This is a genomic window from Salinivibrio sp. VYel1, from assembly GCF_009377945.1.
GTDB classification, from domain to species: domain Bacteria; phylum Pseudomonadota; class Gammaproteobacteria; order Enterobacterales; family Vibrionaceae; genus Salinivibrio; species Salinivibrio siamensis.
The window spans coordinates 156,049-177,598 of the sequence record NZ_RSAM01000001.1 but is presented as its reverse complement, the minus strand read 5'-3'; the positions used below and the strand labels follow the sequence as shown (position 1 = coordinate 177,598).

The following is a 21,550-nucleotide window of genomic DNA, read 5'->3' as shown; positions in this document are numbered from 1 at the left end:
AGAATAGAGGCAAAACCCAATGGGTGGAGAGCGTTCACTAAAACCTGTGAGCTTTATCAAACTACGACACACCTAAACGTCGCTTTACTGATTATCAGCCTCAGGCGCAATCGCCTCAAGTGAGCCGGGGTCCAAGTCCGGTAGATCAATCGCACGCCCGATGCGCTGTACTTCTTCTATCAATAACGCGCCTTGCCAGCGACGCTCAATCAAGGCAACACTGAACCAATACTGTCCATTGGGTACATCCAGCATGGGTAACTGAGTCGGGAGTCGTTTGTGCTTCTCTGCCGACCAAATCGGTGCGCCATCAGTTTGGTTTTGCGGATAAAGATTAAGCGTCAAAAAAGGACGCTGGCAGGTTGAGTTAAAATCATCAAAAGGCGCAATGTGCCAACTGCGGGTGTCTTTCCAGCTCAGCGTTTGACGCGGCTGAGGTTGTGTCAGCAATAACCAACTAGACCATGTCTCTCCCGCCACTGACTCAGCGATTAACTGGTAAAGCCCTTCAGAAACCGGCTCTGATAGCCCATCTTTCACAAGGCGCCAGCGATGTTGTTGCTCTGTCGATAAATCGTCACTGATGACGGTTTCGTCCGGCCATTTTTTCAGTGTAAACGCCTCAACACCAGGCTGCGACTCTCCCGCCACTTGGACGCGGTAGTAAACGCGACTGGTAGTCTGCACCGTTTCTCGACGAATGGAGACATTATTCAGCCAATCCGGCAACGTCTGACGACTCAAACTACGTCCACAATCTTCAGTAATGGCCAGTGCCAATAACTGAGCCAGATGATCCTGACGCGACGCTGAAAGACTGGGCTGTTGCCACGCCTCAATCATCGATTCGACACTGGCCGTTGTTTTCCCCTCTAACAGGCGCTGATGGGCACTGGTTAATGCATCATTGCCATCAAACCATGCTGCATGCACACCACTTGCAGTCAAAATCGTCAGTAATGTTCCAGAAACGACCCACTTTTTCATCATGCTTTCATACGGTAGCCAACGCCACGCAAGGTTTCGATATTGACCGAAGGTAGCTTCTGCCGCAGCTGTAATATGTGCGTATCGACGGTGCGAGTTGTGGGGTAATGGTTGTAGCCCCACACTTGATCCAATAGTTCATCACGCGTAAATACCCGTCCCGCATTCTTGGCCAAAAAGTGTAAAAGGTCGAACTCAGTTCGTGTCAAAGTCATCTCTTCTTCGCCACAAAATACCGCTCGGCTCGCGGTATCAATACGCACATCATTGATAATGAGGTCATCGCTCGAGACTTCCACCTCACCCACGGGATGGCGAAGATGCACACGCACGCGCGCAAGCAACTCGGCCTCCGCAAAGGGTTTGGTGATATAGTCTGTGGCGCCGGAGTCCAGGCCGCCTACACGATCGCGCACCGAGACCATGGCCGTCAGTAAAATCACAGGAATGGTTTTAAGCTTATTCCAATCCGCTAGCCACTCAATGGAGTCGCCTTCTGGCAATTGGCGATCGAGGATCACGAGATCGGCATCTCTCCATAATTCGGCCACTTTTGTCGCATTTTCTGCATATAAGCAGCGGTAGCCTGCTTGTTCCAAGCTTGCCAGTAAACCATCAGCCAGGTTGGCATCATCTTCAACCAGAAGTAACGTCGCTTGCGTCACAATGAATCTCCAAAGTAAATGTGGTGGGTGGGCCAGATAAAATTAACTTCCCTCCCATTCGCTCAATCATGGATTCTACAATCGTCAGCCCCAGTCCAAGTCCACTTTGGCTGACAAAAGGTTTACGTATGTATTTCCAGTCCTTGGCCGTGAGTTCCCCTTGATCGCGTATCGCGATCGTAAAACGATCCTCAGACACGTGAGCATGAACATCGACGGGTGCAACGCCATATTTGACCGCATTAGCAATCAAATTGTTCAACGATGTTGCTAACCAATAAACATTCGCTCGCACGGCACCATCTTGGCTTACGTGTAACGTAACTTGGTGCTCGTCGCAAATATAACCCAACCACTCTTCAACAGAAGGGATCGTCTCTTTACTGAGAGGTTTCTGGTTGGATTGTAAATAATCTTTACTTGCCTCTGCCAATTGTTTTAGGCGTCGCGAATCCTCGCAAAGCCGGCGGAACTCCTCATAAAACTCATCGGGTAAACTATCAAATTTGCGCCGAAAGCCCTCCACTGTCATGGAGAGGCTAGCAATCGGCGTGCGCAGTTCATGGGTGAGAATTTGCAACACCAGCATACGCTCTTGCATCAACCGGCGCTGCACCGTCCAACGGTTAAACGCCCAACCACCCAGTGCCACAAGGTTGATAACGATTAATGCTCCGACCAAGTAGGGCCAATAACTGGGCGCTTTTTCCTCATTCCAACAAATGTTGCCCACTCGCGCCAAACAGAAATCTTGCTCCCCACGAGGGGTGATCCTTAAATCAAACTCGGCCAGTAATGGCTGCCATTGCGAAGCTTGGTATAAATGGTAATAACTGCCAACGCGCACCCACATCTCATTCTGACTGATTAACGATTTAGCGCCGCTGTTTAAAGCATCAACGGCATTAGAGTCCATCCGCTGCAATCGTCCCAACAAGCTGTCTGGTTCTGCTTGAGGCCGCTCTTGAATATGAAAAAAACGCATTAGTTCGCTGCGCCGCTCAGGAAATTGCTCTGCATATTTTGCCGCGTAACTTCCCCCACCGGGATGAATAAAGCCAGACCGAGAGAACCATGCCACCGGAAGCTGGGTGTTATTACACATCGCTCGCGTGAACACCAACGGCTCTGTCACCTTCGGATTGACGGGCCACGGGCCTTGGCATTTTTGTGCAGCTTGATAAAGGCGGCGAATATCTTTTAAAGGATAATTAGCGCTCTGCGGCAACAAGCTATCGGGGCTAAGCAGCACACGAGGGAACGCACGGTTAATACCAATCAGGTTATAGCGAGCAACGGGATCGGCAAGCAATAACTGCGCACGAAAGGCAGTCATCTGTTCCGAGAACGTGCTCGCGGCCAAGGTTGGCCAGCCAGTCAATGTGAGAATGAGTAGCAGCAGAATTCGCATGATCGCAAGCTTACCATCAATTTTTATCAAAATGTCAGTGCCGTGTAAGTTCCAAGGCCGCGCCCGGCACTCTCCGTCACGCCAAAAGACGTGGCGAAAAAAAAAGAGCCAGTCGAAACTGGCTCTTCTCGGCAACGCCACCAATCAATAGACGTCATTTATAATGCTTTAAAGATCGCTTCAACGCTTTGTTTCGCGTCCCCAAATAGCATACTGCTATTGTCTTTGAAGAACAGCGGGTTTTGCACTCCGGCATAACCTGTGTTCATTGAGCGCTTAAATACCACCACATTTTTGGCGTTCCAAACCTCAAGGACCGGCATGCCAGCGATGGGACTCGATGGATCGTCCATCGCCGCAGGGTTTACCGTATCGTTGGCACCAATGACCAAAACCGTATCTGTGTCAGGGAAGTCATCATTGATTTCATCCATCTCCAGTACAATGTCATAAGGCACTTTGGCCTCAGCCAACAAGACGTTCATGTGGCCTGGTAAACGACCCGCAACAGGGTGAATCGCAAAGCGCACCTCAATCCCCATACTCCGGAGTTTTTCTGTCACCTCGTAAACAGGGTATTGGGCTTGCGCAACCGCCATGCCATAACCCGGGGCGATGACGACGCTGTTAGACTCTTTCAGCATTTCGGCAACTTCTTCGGCTGTGCTTTCTCGATACTCACCGACTTCGTCATCACCAGAAGACGCAGTGCCATCAGAGCCAAAGCCACCGGCGATCACACTAATGAAAGAGCGGTTCATCGCTTTACACATGATGTAAGACAGAATCGCCCCCGATGAGCCCACTAGCGCGCCTGTCACAATCAAGAGATCATTTGCCAACATAAAGCCAGCTGCAGCGGCGGCCCAACCTGAATAGGAGTTCAGCATCGATACCACCACGGGCATGTCTGCACCACCGATCGAGGCCACCAGGTGATAACCAAACGCTAACGCAATCACGGTCACTATCAGCAGTGCCGCTGTTGAACCTTCTGCGTTGACAAAGCTGATTAGCAACAGGAACGACACAACGACAGCAGCCAAGTTAAGCTTGTGGCGATGTGGCAACATCAACGCCTTGGAAGAAATCACGCCACGTAGCTTACCAAAGGCGACAATCGAGCCGGTGAAAGTGATCGCACCGATAAAGACACCGAGAAAAATCTCAACCAAATGGATATTAAGCATCGCGCCCGTCAGCGGCGGGTGATCGATGTAGGTATTAAAACCCACCAATACCGCAGCCAAACCCACGAAACTGTGGAGCATCGCCACCAGCTCAGGCATTTCTGTCATTTCTACGCGCTTAGCGTAATAAATACCGATCGCGCCACCAATGACCATGGCCAGAATAATCCAGCCCACACCTTGCACTTCCGGCCCCCAAATAGTGGCAACCAGAGCGATCGCCATCCCGGTAATCCCGCAATAGTTGCCTGCGCGCGCTGACTCTTGCTTTGATAGCCCAGCCAAACTGAGAATAAAACAAAGCGCAGCGACAATATACGCAGCTTGTACCAATCCTTCAGACATTCTTTCTCCTTACCCTCTACGGAACATTTCAAGCATGCGCTTTGTAACAGTAAAGCCGCCAAATATATTGATGCTGGCGATCAACACGGCAATGAAAGCAAGGAAGGTTACAAAGCCAATGCCTTGCCCTACCTGCAATAACGCCCCAACGATGATGATGCCTGAGATCGCATTGGTCACGGACATCAGCGGGGTATGCAGCGCGTGAGTAACATTCCATACCACGTAGTAGCCCACCACACAGGCCAGTACGAAAACGGTAAAGTGTGAGAGGAATTCACTGGGGGCATAATTGGCAATCCACCCGAACGCCCCTGCGGCAGCGGCCATCAGGCCATACTTGGTCGCACGAGAGGTTTTTTTGGGTGCCGGCTTAGGAGCGGGTTCTGCTTTAGGCTCTGCTTTGGGTTGCGCAGAGACTTGAATCGGTGGCGCAGGCCAGGTGACCTCGCCTTCTTTGATCACGGTAACGCCGCGCACGACCACATCATCAAAATCAATCTGGATGTTGCCGTCTTTCTCTTTGCAAAGCAGTTTGGTGAGGTTGACTAAGTTAGTCGCATAAAGCTGTGACGATTGGGTGGGCAAACGGCCGACCATATCGGTGTAACCAATCACTTTTACACCATTGGGCGTGGTGATCACTTGGTCTTTTTCCGTGTACTCACAGTTGCCACCATTGGCTGCGGCGAGATCGACGATCACACTGCCCGGCTTCATGCTGTCAACCATCTCTTTGGTGATCAGCGTGGGCGCTGGCTTACCAGGGATCAGTGCGGTCGTGACGATAATGTCGACATCTTCTGCTTGCTGCGCATAAAGCTTTTCCGCCGCCAGATTAAACTCGTCAGACATTTCTTTGGCATAACCATCGCCACTGTCTGAGTTGTCTTGTTTAAAGTCGACTTCTAGAAACTCCGCGCCCATGCTCTCGACTTGTTCTTTCACTTCAGGACGAACATCAAAAGCACGGACAATCGCCCCCAAGCTACCGGCTGCGCCAATCGCCGCTAGCCCAGCAACGCCAGCCCCCGCGACAAACACTTTCGCAGGCGGTACTTTACCCGCCGCCGTGATTTGTCCGGTAAAGAAGCGACCAAACTCATGCGCTGCTTCAACCACCGCACGATAACCGGCGATGTTCGCCATCGAACTTAGCGCATCCAATGACTGCGCACGCGAAATACGTGGGACCGCATCCATGGCCATCACATTCACGTTCTGCGCTGACAGACGTTCGAGTAATTCTTCGTTTTGAGCGGGCCAAATAAAGCTCACCAAGGTGGTGCCTGCTTGCAGCAATGCCACTTCATCTTGGCCTGTCTCTTCAATCACGCCTGGTGCATTAACTTTAAAGATGATGTCAGACTGCCAGGCAGCATCTGTATCAACAATGTTCGCCCCAGCTTGTTCGTACGCAGTGTCTTCAAAGCTTGCTTTTTCACCTGCACCCTTCTCTACTACGACGTCAAAACCGAGCTTGATAAGCTGCTCAACCGACTTAGGTGTCGCAGCTACCCTCGTTTCATTAACGAGCCTCTCTTTTGGAACACCAATCTGCATAGCTATTCCCTGAATGTTGGCTTATAAGAAATTTTTTTGGTTATCACAGGCGCTAAAACCGCGGCCTGAAATAGGTTCACTGACAAAAATAAGCATTCCAAGCGGTTTTATTCGCTTATCACGCTGTTGCGGTCTGTTGTCAGTATTTCGTGCTTAGCAACGCAACAGTGTTAACTTAACGAGTTTATTCCTTAATCACCACAGGGCGGGGATCGCCATTGGGGCATAAATGTGATCTGGGCTACACTTTATCCGAATTAATTGCTCATATTTATGCATTATTTTTGCTATCGCGCGATTCGTTGACGCCCCTCAATCAAATAGCCGATCACCGTTTTGATCAATCATCATTTTTGCTTTTGTGACCATCAAGCTGTTGGCATCTTCCTGACTTCCCAGCAAATCTGAGCGAATAAACGTATGAGTGAGTACCTTGTCATCAAGCGGTTTGCAAATGCGGCCACTGACACGATATTGACCGTTTTCGGCGGTCGATTCAGGGTATATTAAATAGCCTTGGTATTCTGTGGGGGTGACTGACACCTGTGGTTGTTTGTCGCTTCCCTTGGAAAACAGTGCAGAGAACCATCCCATCTTTTGTACTCCTCAATTGATCGCATTCGTCGGCTTAGCAAGCCACTCATTTTACGTAAACATTCGAGAACGATTAAACCATAAAAAAAACGCCACATCTCGATGATGTGGCGTTTCGCGTTCTATCCGTTTTAAGTCGTCTTATCGGTTTATACCAATATCACGCTGCAAATGTGCCGGTAAGCGACTGGCATCATAAGCGGGAGCGTGTGTGCTGCTAGTGAACAGCACATCCATGGCGTGAGCGATCAGTCCTTTGATTGTTACCGCGTAAGATCGACGAGAACGGGGCATATTAACCGTTGCAGTCGTCATAAGATCCTCGCTTTGTTGTCTTAATCACTCGCCACAAATTATAAGGTGCTGCCCCGAGATTTAAACTGATGAAAATTAAACCAATGGATTAGTTTTTCTAATCTAAAGTGCTTGCCGGTTAGCACGTATTCATTATGTTAAGTTGCAGTAAAATAAGCTAATCACTTACCTGACATACAAACCATCAATGAATTCAGTTTGTCTGTTTGAATTCACTGCTCGCTCCCTTATCCTGTCTGACTTTTTGTACGACAAGGCGTATTAATCATTGGAAAAGACTATTTTTCACTCGATTAGTTGTGTAAACCTGATAACATCGTGATTACACATGTGACCAAGGTGTTGACCATGCTCGCGTTTCTCGCCAAACATTCAGCGTTGTGTCTTTTTATTGCCGCATTGATTGGCTTTGCCTTTCCGAGCGTCTCATTAGCCTTATTTCCGTTTTTACCTTATGTGCTATTCGCCTTGATGCTGTTTACCCTACTTGGCATTCATCAAGGCCTATTAGTGAAAGCGTTAGCTCAGTGGCAGGTCTGGGTGTACGCATTAATTCACTCAGTGCTACTTACGATACTCACTTGTTCTCTCGCGTGGCTACTCGGCGCGTCTGCACCTTTGTTACTTGCCATCAGTGGTATTTGCGCTACTGGATCTTTGTTTGCAACACCAGCCATCATTCGTTCTTTGGGAATGGATGCGCTCATCGCCATGGCATATACCATTGCTTCAACGTTGCTGATGCCCGTGGTCTTGTTTATTAATCTCACGGTGCTATCCGGTGACTCATTTTCACTGGACCTGCAAAGCTATGCCGTGCGACTGGTGATCTTCATTTTTGGGCCCATGCTGTTTGCCGCGCTTTTTCACGCGCTGATCAAACCAGAAAAGCTCAAACGCATTCACAACAAACTGGCACAGTTTACGATTGTGCTAGTGTTCAGTTTTCCATTAGGGCTAGTAGGGCCATTCGGGGCAATGTGGCAAAACGACTCTGGGTATGCGTTAGAACTTTTAGCCATTTCAGTTGCAATTTGCATACTTTTTTTCATCATTGCGTATGGGCTATATCGCAAACGGGGGCGGGAGGCGAGCATGATCGCCGCCGTTTCGGCGGTCAATCGGAATGTACTGTTAACGTACACCGTTGCCGGTGCCGCGCTCGGGCCAGCATTTCTGCCATTAATCGGCGCGATACAGCTGCCAATCTATTTACAACCATTGTTAGTGCGTTGGGGAACCCGGCTCAAACAGGTTCCCCCGCAATCCGCGGATCAGTAAATGGGTTAAATGACCGGCACAAAGTAGACAATCGATGCCCAAGCCACCAACCAAAAACTGATCAAGCCGATATCAAACCAATCACGTTTTTCCATAACCCCTCACCTTTCGATAGTGTGTCGATCAATTCAGGTTCACTCTATGTATCGACAATCTTGTCAAAAACTTAAACGGCAATTGTCTGCCGTAAACACCAAGCTGACTATCAATAAGCAAGGGATAGGCCAAGTTATTCCCCCCAGCAGGTTTTTCTCTCTCCAGACGTTCGGAGGTAACACACTAAAGGCTCAGTAGGTAGCGCTAACACTGGCTGCTGACGCGCATAGTCAATAAAGCACTCCGCCATGGATAAACCAATCGAGCGACGGTGGCCGGTTTGAATCGCATCGTATCCTTCTTTTCCTTGGGCGGTATAAGATGACGACACACCTGTATATTGTCGCTCATTATCTATGGCTATCCAGTGATTACCGCGCTTTATCTCGAGTTGTGTTACCCGCGCACCCATCGGCTGCCACGCTTCGTAGCGACAGCGTATATCGGCGCAATACGGAAAACTGCCTGACCCGAGGCCCGTCATGCCATTGTCTGTGGCATTGTTGATTGCGCCTTCAATCGCACGACGGATCTGTGCCCCGGTTACCTGGTAGGCGATCACGTCGATAGCAAACGGTAACAACGCGCCTGCAATTAAAGCGGCCGAGAGCGGCCCGGCGTTTAAACTGACTCTCACGCCACCCGCATTATGAATAGCAAAATCGGCTTCAATACCTTGCTCACGAGCCGCCCATAAAAAGCTTTCTGTCACCAGCGGCGCCACTTCGCTGCCGCCCTCGCTGTCAGGCACGCGCACATGACGGAGTCGTTGCGGCACATGTGTGACAACGTCACTTTCTAGTTGCGCCACATGGGGACGGTAGGTGCGCTGTAGATGCTGTTTCAACGCGAGATCACTGGGTAATATCAGTACATTGTCTTGTCGGTTAAGATAGCTTCTTACTGCTTGATATGAGCCTTCAGTCAATTGCTGTTCCCGCGAGGCATCCATCGCGAGACTGCGCCCGAGCAACAAGTAATTTTGACCATCAAAGGCAACTGGCCGACCGTTTTCATCGATAGATAACGTAAAGCGACCGATGGCTTGCGCATGGCAACCCGCTTGCACAATCCAGGTATCATTGACTTTATAGCCGTAGGGATCTTCTTTCGCCAAACCAAGGTTTTGAAAGTCTCCCTGCAGCACATGGGTATGTCCTCCCACAATCACATCAATCCCATTAACCGCAGCCGCTAATTCCTTGTCTTTGTCATAACCCAAGTGGCTCAATAGAATAATGGTGTTCACGCCTTGTTGACGCAAAAAAGCCACGGTGTTTTCAGCGATGCGTGTTGCAGGCAAGAAAGGAGTATCATGATCAGGGTGTGCCAATGCCGCCATTTGCTCAACCGCTAAACTGAAGATGCCCACTTTGTGTCCGGCATAGGTTTTAATGAGTGTACTCGCGCGCTCCTCCGGGGCGATGTATGGCAGTAAAGCGGGTTTCTCACTGACGCGCTTGTCCTTGTCTTTTGACTCATCCGCCACATGCCAATTCCCCGCAAGCAATGGGAATTGAATATCATCAAGAAAGTCAGCCACGGGGCCATTCCCTTGGTCAAGCTCGTGATTACCAATCGCCATCGCATCAATACCGAGTCGATTCAGCAAATCTGCATTCGCCTTACCTTTGAACAAGGAGTAATACAGAGTCCCTTGAAAGCAATCACCTGCGTGCAGAAAAAGGAATGCATGGTCATCTTGCTTGGCTTGCTCACGAAAATGCGCCACGGCTGAAGCAATGCGTGCGAACCCGCCGCTATTGGCATAAACCGGTGTCGCATTATCATCCAAGTTCAGCGAGACAGGCGTGGACTCAAAATGAGAGTGGGTGTCGTTAATATGGGCAATCGTTAACGAGAAAGGTTGTCGTGCTGTCATAATTATCCGTGTTACAACACAAAAAAGGATGATACAAGCTTAACATTGACACATGCAAGAAAGGTTAAGTTTCTGATAAATTAACGACAACGAAACGACAAGGAAGCAAGATGACCATGCAAGTTAACGATATCAAGGTGGCCTTTATTGGCCTAGGCGTGATGGGCTTTCCAATGGCTGGGCACCTTCAGCGCCACGGCTACCCAACTTGCGTCTATAACCGCACCACCGGCAAAGCCGAAGCTTGGTGCGACACCTATTCAGGCACATATGGAATAACGCCAGCCGAAGCCGTGGCTGATGCTGACATCGTCTTTATGTGCGTGGGAAACGATGATGACGTACGCAGTGTGGTGTATGGCGATATTGGTGTGTTAGCCAATATGAAAAAAGGCAGTACGCTGGTCGATCACACCACCACCTCTGCCGAGCTAGCCCTTGAGTTGGCACAAGTATGCGAGCGTCAAGGCCTGAGCTTTCTCGATGCCCCCGTCTCAGGCGGCCAAGCCGGTGCGGAAAAAGGCGCACTCACCATTATGGTCGGTGGCAACCCGGCTGTGTTCAGTGACGTTGAACCCGTCATGAACGTCTATGCCAGCGCAATCCAGCATATTGGCCCGCATGGCAGCGGCCAGCGCTGCAAGATGGCTAACCAAATATGTATTGCCGGCGTCTTACAAGGCTTATCCGAGGCACTCACCTTCGCGCAATCCGCTGATCTCGATATCGAAAAGATGATCAATGCCATTAAGCACGGGGCCGCAGGCTCTTGGCAAATGGAAAATCGTGCTTTGACCATGGCAGAAGACAGTTTTGATTTTGGCTTTGCGATTGATTGGATGCGTAAAGATCTGGGCTTTTGTATAGAAGAAGCCGCCAAGTTAGGCGTGGGACTTCCCTTAACCGAGCAGGTGGATCAACAGTATAACAAGTTACAAGCGCGCGGCTATGGCCGTTGCGACACCTCGGTCCTGATCAAGCAGTTTGATACAGATACCAAACCATCTTCATCGACCTGATCCAAACACGCGCCTTTCCTCGGCACCTGAGGCCGAGGAAAGGCGAAACAAGGTGTATACTAAAGTTAACCAATAAGGAGGGTTGCAATGACAGCTATCTATGTAATCTGCGCCATCGCCATGATGGTTGGTCTGTTCACCTTATACGCCCCCTCTATTGAAAAATGGTGTGATAAGCAATTAAGCCCGAGAAAGAAAGATACGTAGTTAGTCACACCTGCCCCAGCTTTTCTCATCCCTCTGATTAAGTGGTATGATGCGCGCCATTCTTGCGCCACTGACTGATATCGTGTTGGCGCACTGGCATCAGCAAGGTTGTACAAACATGGTTAACAACAAAATCCAGTGGTTTCCTGGGCATATGCATAAAGCTCGTAAGGAGATCGAAGAGGCCATCCCTAAGATCGACGTGATCATCGAGGTGCTCGACGCGCGCATTCCGTTTAGTAGCGAAAATCCCCTGATCCGCACGCTGCGTGGTGAAAAGCCAGTGATCAAGGTACTGAATAAACGCGATCTAGCCGATCCGGCGATGACCGAAATGTGGATGGCGCACCTAGAGCAAGAACAGGGTGTGTCAGCGATGGCAATTACTACCTCGCACCCGCATGAAGTAAACCAGATTATGGATCGCTGCCGCGCACTGGCACCGCATCGGGAAACCATGGGAAAAAACATTCGCTCAATGATCATGGGGATCCCCAACGTCGGCAAGTCCACCATCATTAATAGCCTTGCTGGCCGAGTGATAGCCAAAACCGGCAACCAACCGGCGGTGACGCGCCAACAACAGCGGATCAACCTGCAAAACGGCGTCGTGCTCTCTGATACACCCGGGATTTTATGGCCAAAGGTTGAGAACCCACACAGCGGTTTTCGTCTCGCGGCAACCGGCGCCGTGAAAGACACGGCAATGGATTATGACGAAGTCGCCTTTTATACCGTGGAATACTTGGCGAGCGCCTATCCCGAGCGGCTTAAAGAACGCTATCAGCTTGATGTATTGCCCGAAACAGACATTGAGTTAATGGAAGCGATTGGTGCCAAACGCGGTTGTTTGCGCGCGGGGGGACGGGTTGACCTCCATAAAGCCTCAGAAGTGCTTTTGCACGACTTACGCACCGGTGCGCTAGGTGGCCTCACTTTAGAAAAACCGGATATGATTGAAACCGAGCTGGTACAGGTTGAAGAAGACAACGCCCGCCGAGAACAAGAAAAAGCCGCTAAAAAAGAGGCTCGTCGTAAGCGTTACCTCAAAAACAAACGTTAATACAACTCGTGACATGACAACACGTCATATGCCAAAGGGGCATTCGTCCCCTTTGGCAAAAATATACTAGACTTTAAATTGCCCCACTAGTTGTTGCAGCGCCGTATTTGCAGCTTGTAAATCATGTGCTCGTTGCTCGGTGGTTTGTCCGTGTTGATGCAGTTTGGCAACGATATCACGGATAGACGTCATGGTTTGGCTGATATCCTCAGTGACTTGGCTTTGCTCGGTGGCCGCCGTGGCGATTTGCGTACTGAGTTCGTCAACCTGCGTCACCGATTGGGTCATGGTGTCGATCCTCTGTTCAACCTGTTGGCTCCGCTCTGAGGATGAGACGCACTGCTCTCGAGTATTTTGCATGGATTGACTAGCCTGTGTCACAGCCTCGCTTACCTGTGCCAACATCTTATCAACTTCACCCGTGCTCTGTTGTGTCCGCGAGGCTAAGTTTCTTACCTCATCGGCAACGACCGCAAAACCACGCCCTTGCTCACCCGCCCGAGCCGCTTCAATCGCTGCATTCAAGGCAAGCAAGTTAGTCTGTTCAGCAATATCACCAATCACACCGAGAATGGATTCAATCGCGGTAGCATGCTCTCGCATTTGCGCGACTTTTTCCTCACTGGTTTCAACGTTATCGACGAGTGCTATAACACTGCGTGTCGATGCCTGTGTCTCTTCACGTGCTTGCTGCGCTTCTGATTGCATCTGACGCGTGACATCATGGCTTTGATTCACGTTTTCCGCCACATCAGAGGCAGAGGCACTCAGCTGATTAATCGCGGTAGCCACGCCTTCGGTTTCTCGCACATGAGCCTCTAACGTCGATAGTGTTTGGCTGGCGTCATGAGCAATTTGCTCAACATAGTTGGAGCAGGTTTGATTTGCGCTCATCACTTTCTGTACTAAATCTTGCAAGTACGCGATGAAATCATTCACTGAGTGAGAAATATTATCAAGCTCATCATTACCTTTAATTGGCAAGCGTAGTGTGAGATCCGCATCGCCTGAAGATAAACTATCCACGTTGTGCTTAAACGTCTCAAAGCGGCTATGAAGTCGCTTAAAGGCAATGAGCATGATCACGAGCAATAGGCCAATCAAGGGTAACTGGATCCAAGCAAGAGTAGTGAGCATTTTATCGCTCAGCGCCGTGAGTGCCGAGGTTGGTTTAGCAACGACGAGCGTCCAGGGCGTACCAGGGACTGGCGACAACAATAAGGTTTGCTCTTGGCTTTTACCTTGAAAAGTCACACGTTGCGTTTGTTGATTCAAGGCTGTCTCAATGGCTTTGGCAAAAGGCGTGTTAAAACCTGACACCGATTTAAGTACATCATCACGCGTGAAGCCCCCGCGGCTTTGGCTAAGGATCTTTCCATCAGATTCCACAATAGCAATCTTGGCATCTAGTGCCTTTTGCTTCTCGGCGACCAATTGATTAAAAAAGCCAAGCGTAACATCTATGGTGGCCACACCGTATAAGTCACCTTGTTGATAAATTCCCATGGCGCAGTTAGTACGAGGCTGCGCACTCGCTCCATCTTTGTACGCATTGGCCCAAACACATTCTCCCTGAGGGGCATTTTGGCCCGCACGGTGCCAAGGTTGGGTGTAATAATTCGGGGCCTCGTCACTATTCCAGTAGGTATTCTCAACCAGTTGCCCACTTTCATCACGATGATAAAAGGTGGAGGCGCGATCAACGCCTGCGAGACGTTTGTTAGGCAGCGGCCATATACCGCCCCCGAATACCAAAGGGTTGCCGTACTGATCAATTAGGTGCGGTAACTGGGTATCGATTTGGGCGCTGGTTAAGGTTGGGATTAGTTGCGTAATAGCCCGTTGCTGCGCTTTGACCTCACGCAGTGCAAAGGTAATATCACGCCCAACTTCATTCAGGCTCAGCTTAAGCCTTTCTTCTCCCTCTTTTTTTAGCGTTGGAGCAATCCATGTCTGAATGCTAAATATCGTCAGGATCGTCGCGATCAGTATAAATACGATCAATCCGATACTGTATCGGCCTTGTATGGTGGCAAACGGTGATCGAATCGTTGTCATAAAAAATTCCCTATTTACGAACAGCTCAGTTGCTCACGTCACCATACTTTTGTGTACTAAGAAAAGCGTGGGGGAACATCACATTATGTGTGCACAGTTATAAAAAAGCCCGTCTTACCAAAGTATGACGAGCCTATGAGAATACTTCTACCTGACCATGGACCTAACGAGTTACATCCACCAGCGCATCGGCCAGTCTATCAATATGACGTTCAGCCAAGCCGGCAATGTTAATCCGACTATCACCCACTGCGTACACGCCATGTCGGTCGCGTAGCTGATTCACCTGATCAACCGTTAACCCGAGGACAGAGAACATACCACGGTGGTGCTGAATAAAATCAAAATAACCATCGCCCGTACGGTCGCGCAGTGCTGCTGTCAACCCTTCACGTAACGTATTGATCCGAGTGTTCATCGCCTCAATTTCATCTCGCCACTGTTTGGTGAGGGCGTCGTCGGTGAGGATGGTTTCAACAATCGCTGCACCGTGATCAGGCGGCATGGTATAAGTGCTTCGCGCAAGCTGAAGGATACGCCCTTTCGCATTTTGCGCTCCTTGGGAAGATTTACCCACCACAATCGCCGCGCCAGTGCGCTCACGGTACAACCCAAAGCTCTTAGAGCACGAGGTGGCAATCAACATTTCCTCAACGTTGTCGGCGAGAATACGCAAACCACGCGCATCTTCCTCCACACCATCACCGAAGCCCTGGTAGGCAATATCCACAAACGGTGTAAAGCCATTACGGTTTGCAAGCTCGGTAATTGCTTCCCATTCTTTCAAGCTGATATCAGCGCCCGTGGGGTTATGGCAACAGCCATGCAGTAATACCACATCGTCCGCACCAGCTTGCGACAACGCGTTAAGCATGGCATCGGTATCCACCATTTTGGTGTCGCGATTAAAATACGGGTAGAACTTGACCGTCAGGCCTGCCGCTTCCATGACAGGTTTGTGATTCACATAGCTAGGATCGGTCAACCACACAGTGGTCACCGGCTTGGCCAGATTCATCAAATCAGCCAACATGCGCAGTGCGCCACTCGCACCTGGGGTTTGCACCGCCGCACATCGGTGGTAAGCATCGGTCCCTTTGAGCAAGAGGTCAACCATGGCTTGGTTGAAGTTTTCATTACCCGCCAGCCCGACATAGGCTTTGGTTTGTTGGCTTTGTGCCAGTGATTGTTGCGCCGCTTTAACGGCGTGCATGATCGGCGTTTGACCCTGACTGTCACGGTATACGCCAATGCCCAAGTCCATTTTGTGCTCACGCGGATCGTCACGATACGCCAATGACAAGGAGAGAATCGGATCCTGCTGAGCAGGCGAGAGCAGATCTAACATAGTATTACGTCCTTTTAAGCCTGAATGCTCAAGATACGCTATACCCTACCCCATGCGGGAAAATTGGCAACCTCTTAACCATGATTCTCTTGCCCTTTTCGGGCACGCTCGGACAGAAAGTGTACGCATTGATTGGCACTTCCCCGCCACGCTAAATGAGGATCCGCTTCATCTTGGATAAACTTGCCGTCAATTAATACATCAACCAAATCGACAACATCTCGCTGTTTTGATGACAATTCTGCCAATGTATAGCCTGTCCACAGCCAAATGTCTTTGCTCGGTGCGCGGCTAACCACCTCTTGTAACAATTCTTTTACACTGTCGATGTTAGCAGGATGAAGCGGATCACCACCGCTCAATGATAATCCTCGGCGCGGGATCCGTGAATCGAGTAAGTCTTGAACAATCTGCTCTTGCATCAGATCAGTGAAAGGATGGCCGCTGTTCAGCGGCCAGGTGGCTTTGTTGTAACAACCACGGCATTGGTGTTCGCACCCCGATACAAACAAGGTACAACGTGTGCCTGGCCCGTTGACCACATCAACGGGAAGGTATTGGTGATAATTCACGCTTCCCCCTACATGTGTTTCACACGGCGAATCACTTCTTGCTGTTTACCCGGGTTAAAAGGTCGCGTATCAGGGCTTCCTAAATAGCCGCACACACGTCGTGTCACTGACACACGTGCTGGGTCATGATTGCCGCAAGCCGGACAAGTGAAGCCTTTACTGGTGCAATTAAATTCGCCGGTAAAACCACATTCATAGCATTCATCAATCGGCGTGTTGGTACCATAGTACGGCACACGATCGTAGCTGTAGTCCCAAACGTTCTCTAACGCTTCTAGGTTGTGTTGAATGTTGGGGTATTCCCCGTAGCAAATAAAGCCACCATTGGCTAAGCGCGGATAATCCATCTCAAAATCGATTTTATCGTAAGGCGTCACCTGCTTTTCCACATCCAAATGGAAGCTGTTGGTGTAATACCCTTTATCTGTCACCCCTTCAATCACACCAAACGCCTGGGTATCGAGCTGACAAAAACGACTGCACAAGTTTTCACTTGGGGTGCTGTACAAACTAAATCCATAACCTGTTTCGGCTTTCCAACGCTCGGTCGCATCATGCAAATAAGCCACGATCGCTTTGGCTTTCTTTTGTTTCACCACGCTGTCGTAGATGTGCGGCACGCTACCGTACAGCGCATTGATAGTCTCGTGCAGGCCAATGTAACCTAGCGAAATGGACGCACGCCCATGTTTAAAAATATCACTGACATCATCGTCTGGGTTCAAACGGATACCACATGCGCCTTCCATATATAAAATCGGTGCCACCCGCGCTTTCACCCCTTTAAAACGAGCAATCCGGGTATCGAGTGCCTGGCGCGCAAGGCTTAACGTTGCATCAAGGCGCGCATAGAACTCGTCTTCGTCCCCCTCCGCCTCAATGGCTAAACGAGGTAAATTAACGCTGACGACACCCAAGTTGTTACGTCCTTCATGCACCAGTGTACCGTCCTCTTCGTAAGCGCTTAAAAAGCTTCGGCACCCCATTGGGGTTTTGAAGGAGCCCGTGACTGATACCACTTGGTCATAATTGAGAATATCTGGGTACATACGCTTAGAGGCGCACTCGAGTGCTAATTGTTTGATATCGTAATTGGGATCACTCGGGCGGCGGTTTAAGCCCTCTCGGATACAAAACACCAATTTCGGGAAGACGGCCGTTTTTCGATTTTCACCCAAACCAGCAATCCGATTTGCTAAAACAGCACGTTGCACCGCACGTGCCGCCCAGCTCTTACCTAAGCCGAGGCCAAAGGTGACAAAGGGAGTCTGCCCATTCGCCGTGTGCAACGTGTTGACCTCATACTCCAACGACTGAAAAGCATCAAAACACTCTTTATCAGCACGGGCGCGGGCATAAGCGTCGGGATCACTGATAGACCACTCACGCGCCACCAACAAGTGCTTTTGATAACTGGCTTCAACATAAGGGGCCAGCACTTCATCAATGCGGTTAATCGTGGTGCCACCGTAAATATGACTCGCGACTTGTGCGATGATTTGCGCGGTCACCGCGGTAGCGGTTGAGATGGATTTGGGCGGCGCAATTTCCGCATTGCCCATCTTAAAGCCTTTTTGCAGCATGCCAGCCAAGTCAATTAGCATGCAGTTGAACATCGGAAAGAAAGGTGAATAGTCCAAATCGTGATAGTGAATTTCACCCGACTCATGCGCTCTTACCACGGCACTGGGCAACATGTGTTGCTTGGCATAGTGTTTGGCGACGATCCCCGCGAGCAAGTCACGCTGAGTGGGGATGACTTTACTGTCTTTGTTGGCATTCTCGTGCAGCAATTCAGTGTTAGTTTGCCCGACCAGCCCTTGTACTTCATGATTCAAACGGCCACGGCGCTCGCGAGCGATGTCTCTATCATGGCGATATTCAATATAGGCACGTGCCACCGCTTTATGCGGTCCGGTCATGAGGACATCTTCAACGGCATATTGAATATGATCAATATCCACCTCGGCCTCGCCAGCAAACTGCGTCGCGATGGTATCTGCTAAGCGGAGGATGTCTGCGTCGGTCAGTTGACACAGCTCAGCCTCTCGCATCGATTGCGCCGACTCTCGCGCACATGTCACCGCCTGGACAATCCGATCTGCATCAAATGGGACGCGTGTTCCATCGCGCTTAATTACCGCTGGCATATGCCCTCCACACCATATATAGGATACAAAATACACTAAAACACAAGATGTGGTATTAGATAGCAACTAGGGGGCACATTGTGTTGACACAGATCATCGAAGTCTCGAATAACGTCCAACTGACGAATCAAATGCCTATCTGTACCGCAATCTCACTGATCTTCGTTATGATAGTTATCAGTTAAAATCAAAGGTTCTCCGCAAAGTGCTACAATGCTCCACTGCATGCGCAACATTTCCAGTAGGATCACAGTGGAACGCGTAATAATGAGGTATCCACCATCGTACTTCGAGTTTTAGGTCTGCTCGTGCTTGTTGGGGTATTTTCGGCCCCTAGCTATGGACTGACAGTGGCAACATGGAATTTTGAGTGGCTGACCTTAAAGGGTGATCAACGAGCCGGCGTCCGTCATCAAGACGATTATCAACAGCTTTCGTCGATCTTTGTTCAACTCGCCCCCGATGTGTTGGCTTTTCAGGAGGTTGATAGTCCTGAGGCACTGGCACGAGTCATTCCCACAGAGGCGTATAATGTCTATTTTTCCGATCGTTATGCCGCCCTTAAAGAAAGCACACAAAGCCAGCAACTGACGGGGTTCGCCGTCCGTAAAGACTGGAAAGTAGACGACCCTCGCGATCTGCGTCAAATCGCGCTACCTGGTTTTTTTGGCGTGCCCTCTCTGCGATATGGCACCTATGTTGTGGTCACACCGCCGGGCCAAGAACCGGTTCATATGCTGTCGGTGCATCTTAAGTCCGGCTGTTTTAAGCAAGCGCAAGCCTCACGAAGCTGCGAAAAGCTACGCAAGCAATTCAGTGTGTTAGCCGATTGGGTGCGTGAACATGGTGATAAAAACATCCTCATTGCGGGTGACTTTAATCGCTATATCAGTGAAAAGCAGGATCCGTTTTGGCAACAATTCCGCCAATCCCTTCTCGACGATGCCTCGAGACCAACAAACATCATCAACGTAACAGAGAGTGTCCGCGCACGTTGTAAAGCACGACGCTATAACTGGCGTACTCAGACCTGGAACCAAGTGATGTACAGCCGCTTAATCGATCATATTTTAGTCTCCGAATCGTTGGCGTCTCGGTGGCAATATAGTTTTCAGCATCATTTTGCCTATCATAACGTCATGAACTTCAGGCTCAGCGATCATTGTCCCGTCGTGGCGACGTTCAAACCCCAATAAGCGCTAAAAGTCATTGACCTACCAAAAAGATTGCGAGAGTCTAGCAAGCTGTCATGGTGATGACATAAAGGGTCGTTAGCCTTCCTTCATGTGGGCTGTTAGAGTCACCCAAGGAGAAAAAAATGGATAGTTTACAACATCAAGTCATCCCAACCGATGACGACCTATTAGCCGACTACTACGGCGATATTGGCGTGCTCCAAGGCCAAGACGCACGCTGTGATAACGACGTATTTAGCGACGATATCGAAGACGCCACACGATAGGCGTTGATATCACGTTTCTAACATGACGCTGACAACCCCTTTTCCGCTGCGTAGTAGGTTGTCAGTAAATCCACCAATGTATCCGATGTCTTATGAAAAAAGGTCTCTCTACTGCGCTATTTGTTCTCTCTTTTTTATCATTTCACGCCTCTGCAGCGCCTGAGCTAATTGCCAAGTCCACGCTTGAGTTTGGTGATTTTGAAGAAACGGCCAACGTGGAGATACAAGGCGATATTCAAGAAGATGTCTTACGCCTGGCCGAACGAGGGGTGGAAAAAGAAGAGGCGGATTATTTCGTGATCGATCAGGTTAGCGAAGATACCCAGAAAGACCTCTTAGTGGTCTCCGTTACGCTTTATCGTGAGCACACCACAGACACACAAAAAAGCATAGAAGCTCGCCTCGGCTAATCCGTTTTCGAGACAGGCAGGTTGTCGCTTGCCTGTTTTCCTCTCTGCCTTACTCCGCTCTCTCCCATTTGCTACACTTGCCGCTCTTAATAAAACCATAATGAGCAAAGTCGTGATTGGAACCCTAGATAAGATGCGCACAGAAGCCGGCGCCGACGTACAATACTTTCTGCGGGTGGGTAATGAAGAGCTACACCTCAATCCATTGCTTGGGCAGAGATTAACCCTGACTCATACTGGCAATATCTTTTGCGATGCCTGTGGGCGAAAAACCAAAAAAAGCTATTCGCAAGGCCATTGTTACCCCTGCATGAAAAAGCTCGCGCGTTGCGATATGTGTATTATGAAGCCTGAAACCTGCCACTATGCGCAAGGAACCTGTCGAGAGCCCGAGTGGGGAGAACAGTTCTGCATGACGGATCATATTGTTTATCTCGCCAACACCTCGGGATTAAAAGTGGGGATTACCCGCGCTAACCAGATGCCAACACGCTGGCACGATCAAGGTGCCACGCAAGCTCTCCCGGTGTTTCGGATTAAAACACGCCAGATTTCCGGGCTAGTTGAAGTCGCGATGGCGAAACATGTCGCGGATAAAACCAATTGGCGCGCGCTCCTAAAAGGCGACAATGACCCACTTGATCTTCACGCAGAGGCTGAACGTTTAACCCAAGCGATCGAGCCAGAATTAGCGGATATCCGCTTGCAATTTGGCAATGATGCGGTCTTGCCTGCAGCACTTGACGCCCTCACTTTTAGTTACCCTGTCACTGAGCATCCAACCAAAATAAGTTCACATAACTTTGATAAAAATGCCGAGGTGAGTGGGGTTTTGAAAGGCATTAAAGGGCAGTATTTGATTTTCGATACTGGCGTGATTAACGTGCGTAAATTCACCAGCTACGAAGTCAGCACCTCACACGGCTAACGGC

General features: G+C 49.7%; 17 protein-coding genes and 1 pseudogene. 7 read left to right on the top strand and 11 right to left on the bottom strand.

Annotation, left to right across the window (positions count from 1 at the left end):
- Positions 1 to 84: 84 nt before the first annotated feature.
- The 6 genes from EHW58_RS00755 to EHW58_RS00730 form a co-directional block, all read right to left on the bottom strand.
- Entirely contained in the window at positions 85 to 987 is a 903-nt protein-coding gene (locus EHW58_RS00755) for a DUF2861 family protein (protein WP_152794552.1), read from the bottom strand.
- A complete protein-coding gene (locus tag EHW58_RS00750) occupies positions 987 to 1,652 on the bottom strand; it encodes a response regulator transcription factor (RefSeq protein ID WP_046075870.1) in 666 nt (221 codons plus the stop codon). The genes EHW58_RS00755 and EHW58_RS00750 overlap by 1 nt, the downstream gene beginning before the upstream one ends.
- Positions 1,624 to 3,063: a DUF3404 domain-containing protein gene (locus EHW58_RS00745; RefSeq protein ID WP_152794012.1), complete on the bottom strand. Its 1,440-nt coding sequence runs from the start codon at positions 3,061 to 3,063 to the stop codon at positions 1,624 to 1,626. Before EHW58_RS00745 ends, EHW58_RS00750 begins: the two co-directional genes overlap by 29 nt.
- A 158-nt stretch (positions 3,064 to 3,221) precedes the next feature.
- Positions 3,222 to 4,598, bottom strand: a complete 1,377-nt coding sequence (gene pntB, locus EHW58_RS00740) for a Re/Si-specific NAD(P)(+) transhydrogenase subunit beta (RefSeq protein ID WP_152794010.1) — start codon at positions 4,596 to 4,598, stop codon at positions 3,222 to 3,224.
- Positions 4,599 to 4,607: 9 nt separating this feature from the next.
- Entirely contained in the window at positions 4,608 to 6,161 is a 1,554-nt protein-coding gene (locus EHW58_RS00735) for a Re/Si-specific NAD(P)(+) transhydrogenase subunit alpha (RefSeq protein WP_152794008.1), read from the bottom strand.
- Positions 6,162 to 6,473: 312 nt separating this feature from the next.
- Positions 6,474 to 6,755, bottom strand: coding sequence for an HlyU family transcriptional regulator (locus tag EHW58_RS00730; protein ID WP_046075873.1), 282 nt, complete (start codon positions 6,753 to 6,755; stop codon positions 6,474 to 6,476).
- Between the two features lie 663 nt (positions 6,756 to 7,418).
- Here EHW58_RS00730 and EHW58_RS00725 point away from each other — a divergent pair.
- Complete coding sequence (locus EHW58_RS00725; protein WP_194163192.1) at positions 7,419 to 8,351, top strand: hypothetical protein; 933 nt, start codon at positions 7,419 to 7,421, stop codon at positions 8,349 to 8,351.
- A gap of 229 nt (positions 8,352 to 8,580) precedes the next feature.
- Here the strand turns inward: EHW58_RS00725 and EHW58_RS00720 are convergent, their stop codons facing one another.
- Positions 8,581 to 10,329, bottom strand: a complete 1,749-nt coding sequence (locus tag EHW58_RS00720; protein ID WP_152794007.1) for a bifunctional UDP-sugar hydrolase/5'-nucleotidase — start codon at positions 10,327 to 10,329, stop codon at positions 8,581 to 8,583.
- Positions 10,330 to 10,436: 107 nt separating this feature from the next.
- Between EHW58_RS00720 and EHW58_RS00715 the strand changes: the two are divergent.
- Both EHW58_RS00715 and ylqF read left to right on the top strand, forming a co-directional pair.
- Positions 10,437 to 11,348, top strand: a pseudogene (locus tag EHW58_RS00715) (NAD(P)-dependent oxidoreductase); the annotation flags it as partial.
- Between the two features lie 325 nt (positions 11,349 to 11,673).
- A complete protein-coding gene (ylqF, locus tag EHW58_RS00710) occupies positions 11,674 to 12,618 on the top strand; it encodes a ribosome biogenesis GTPase YlqF (protein ID WP_152794547.1) in 945 nt (314 codons plus the stop codon).
- A gap of 66 nt (positions 12,619 to 12,684) precedes the next feature.
- Here the strand turns inward: ylqF and EHW58_RS00705 are convergent, their stop codons facing one another.
- From EHW58_RS00705 to nrdD, 4 genes are all read right to left on the bottom strand, one after another.
- Positions 12,685 to 14,676: a methyl-accepting chemotaxis protein gene (locus EHW58_RS00705; protein ID WP_152794003.1), complete on the bottom strand. Its 1,992-nt coding sequence runs from the start codon at positions 14,674 to 14,676 to the stop codon at positions 12,685 to 12,687.
- Between the two features lie 163 nt (positions 14,677 to 14,839).
- Positions 14,840 to 16,024: an amino acid aminotransferase gene (locus EHW58_RS00700; RefSeq protein WP_152794001.1), complete on the bottom strand. Its 1,185-nt coding sequence runs from the start codon at positions 16,022 to 16,024 to the stop codon at positions 14,840 to 14,842.
- A 74-nt stretch (positions 16,025 to 16,098) separates the two neighbouring features.
- Positions 16,099 to 16,596, bottom strand: a complete 498-nt coding sequence (gene nrdG, locus EHW58_RS00695; RefSeq protein ID WP_172969896.1) for an anaerobic ribonucleoside-triphosphate reductase-activating protein — start codon at positions 16,594 to 16,596, stop codon at positions 16,099 to 16,101.
- A gap of 8 nt (positions 16,597 to 16,604) precedes the next feature.
- Positions 16,605 to 18,746, bottom strand: coding sequence for an anaerobic ribonucleoside-triphosphate reductase (gene nrdD / locus EHW58_RS00690; protein ID WP_077579162.1), 2,142 nt, complete (start codon positions 18,744 to 18,746; stop codon positions 16,605 to 16,607).
- 350 nt (positions 18,747 to 19,096) lie between these two features.
- Here nrdD and EHW58_RS00685 point away from each other — a divergent pair, with 350 nt between their 5' ends.
- From EHW58_RS00685 to EHW58_RS00675, 4 genes are all read left to right on the top strand, one after another.
- A complete protein-coding gene (locus EHW58_RS00685; protein WP_172969895.1) occupies positions 19,097 to 19,942 on the top strand; it encodes an endonuclease/exonuclease/phosphatase family protein in 846 nt (281 codons plus the stop codon).
- A gap of 122 nt (positions 19,943 to 20,064) precedes the next feature.
- On the top strand, positions 20,065 to 20,208 hold the full coding sequence (locus EHW58_RS15630; protein ID WP_172969894.1) for a hypothetical protein: 144 nt from the start codon (positions 20,065 to 20,067) through the stop codon (positions 20,206 to 20,208).
- Between the two features lie 92 nt (positions 20,209 to 20,300).
- On the top strand, positions 20,301 to 20,618 hold the full coding sequence (locus EHW58_RS00680) for a hypothetical protein (RefSeq protein ID WP_152793997.1): 318 nt from the start codon (positions 20,301 to 20,303) through the stop codon (positions 20,616 to 20,618).
- Positions 20,619 to 20,718: 100 nt separating this feature from the next.
- On the top strand, positions 20,719 to 21,546 hold the full coding sequence (locus EHW58_RS00675) for a DUF2797 domain-containing protein (protein ID WP_152793995.1): 828 nt from the start codon (positions 20,719 to 20,721) through the stop codon (positions 21,544 to 21,546).
- Positions 21,547 to 21,550 lie beyond the last annotated feature (4 nt).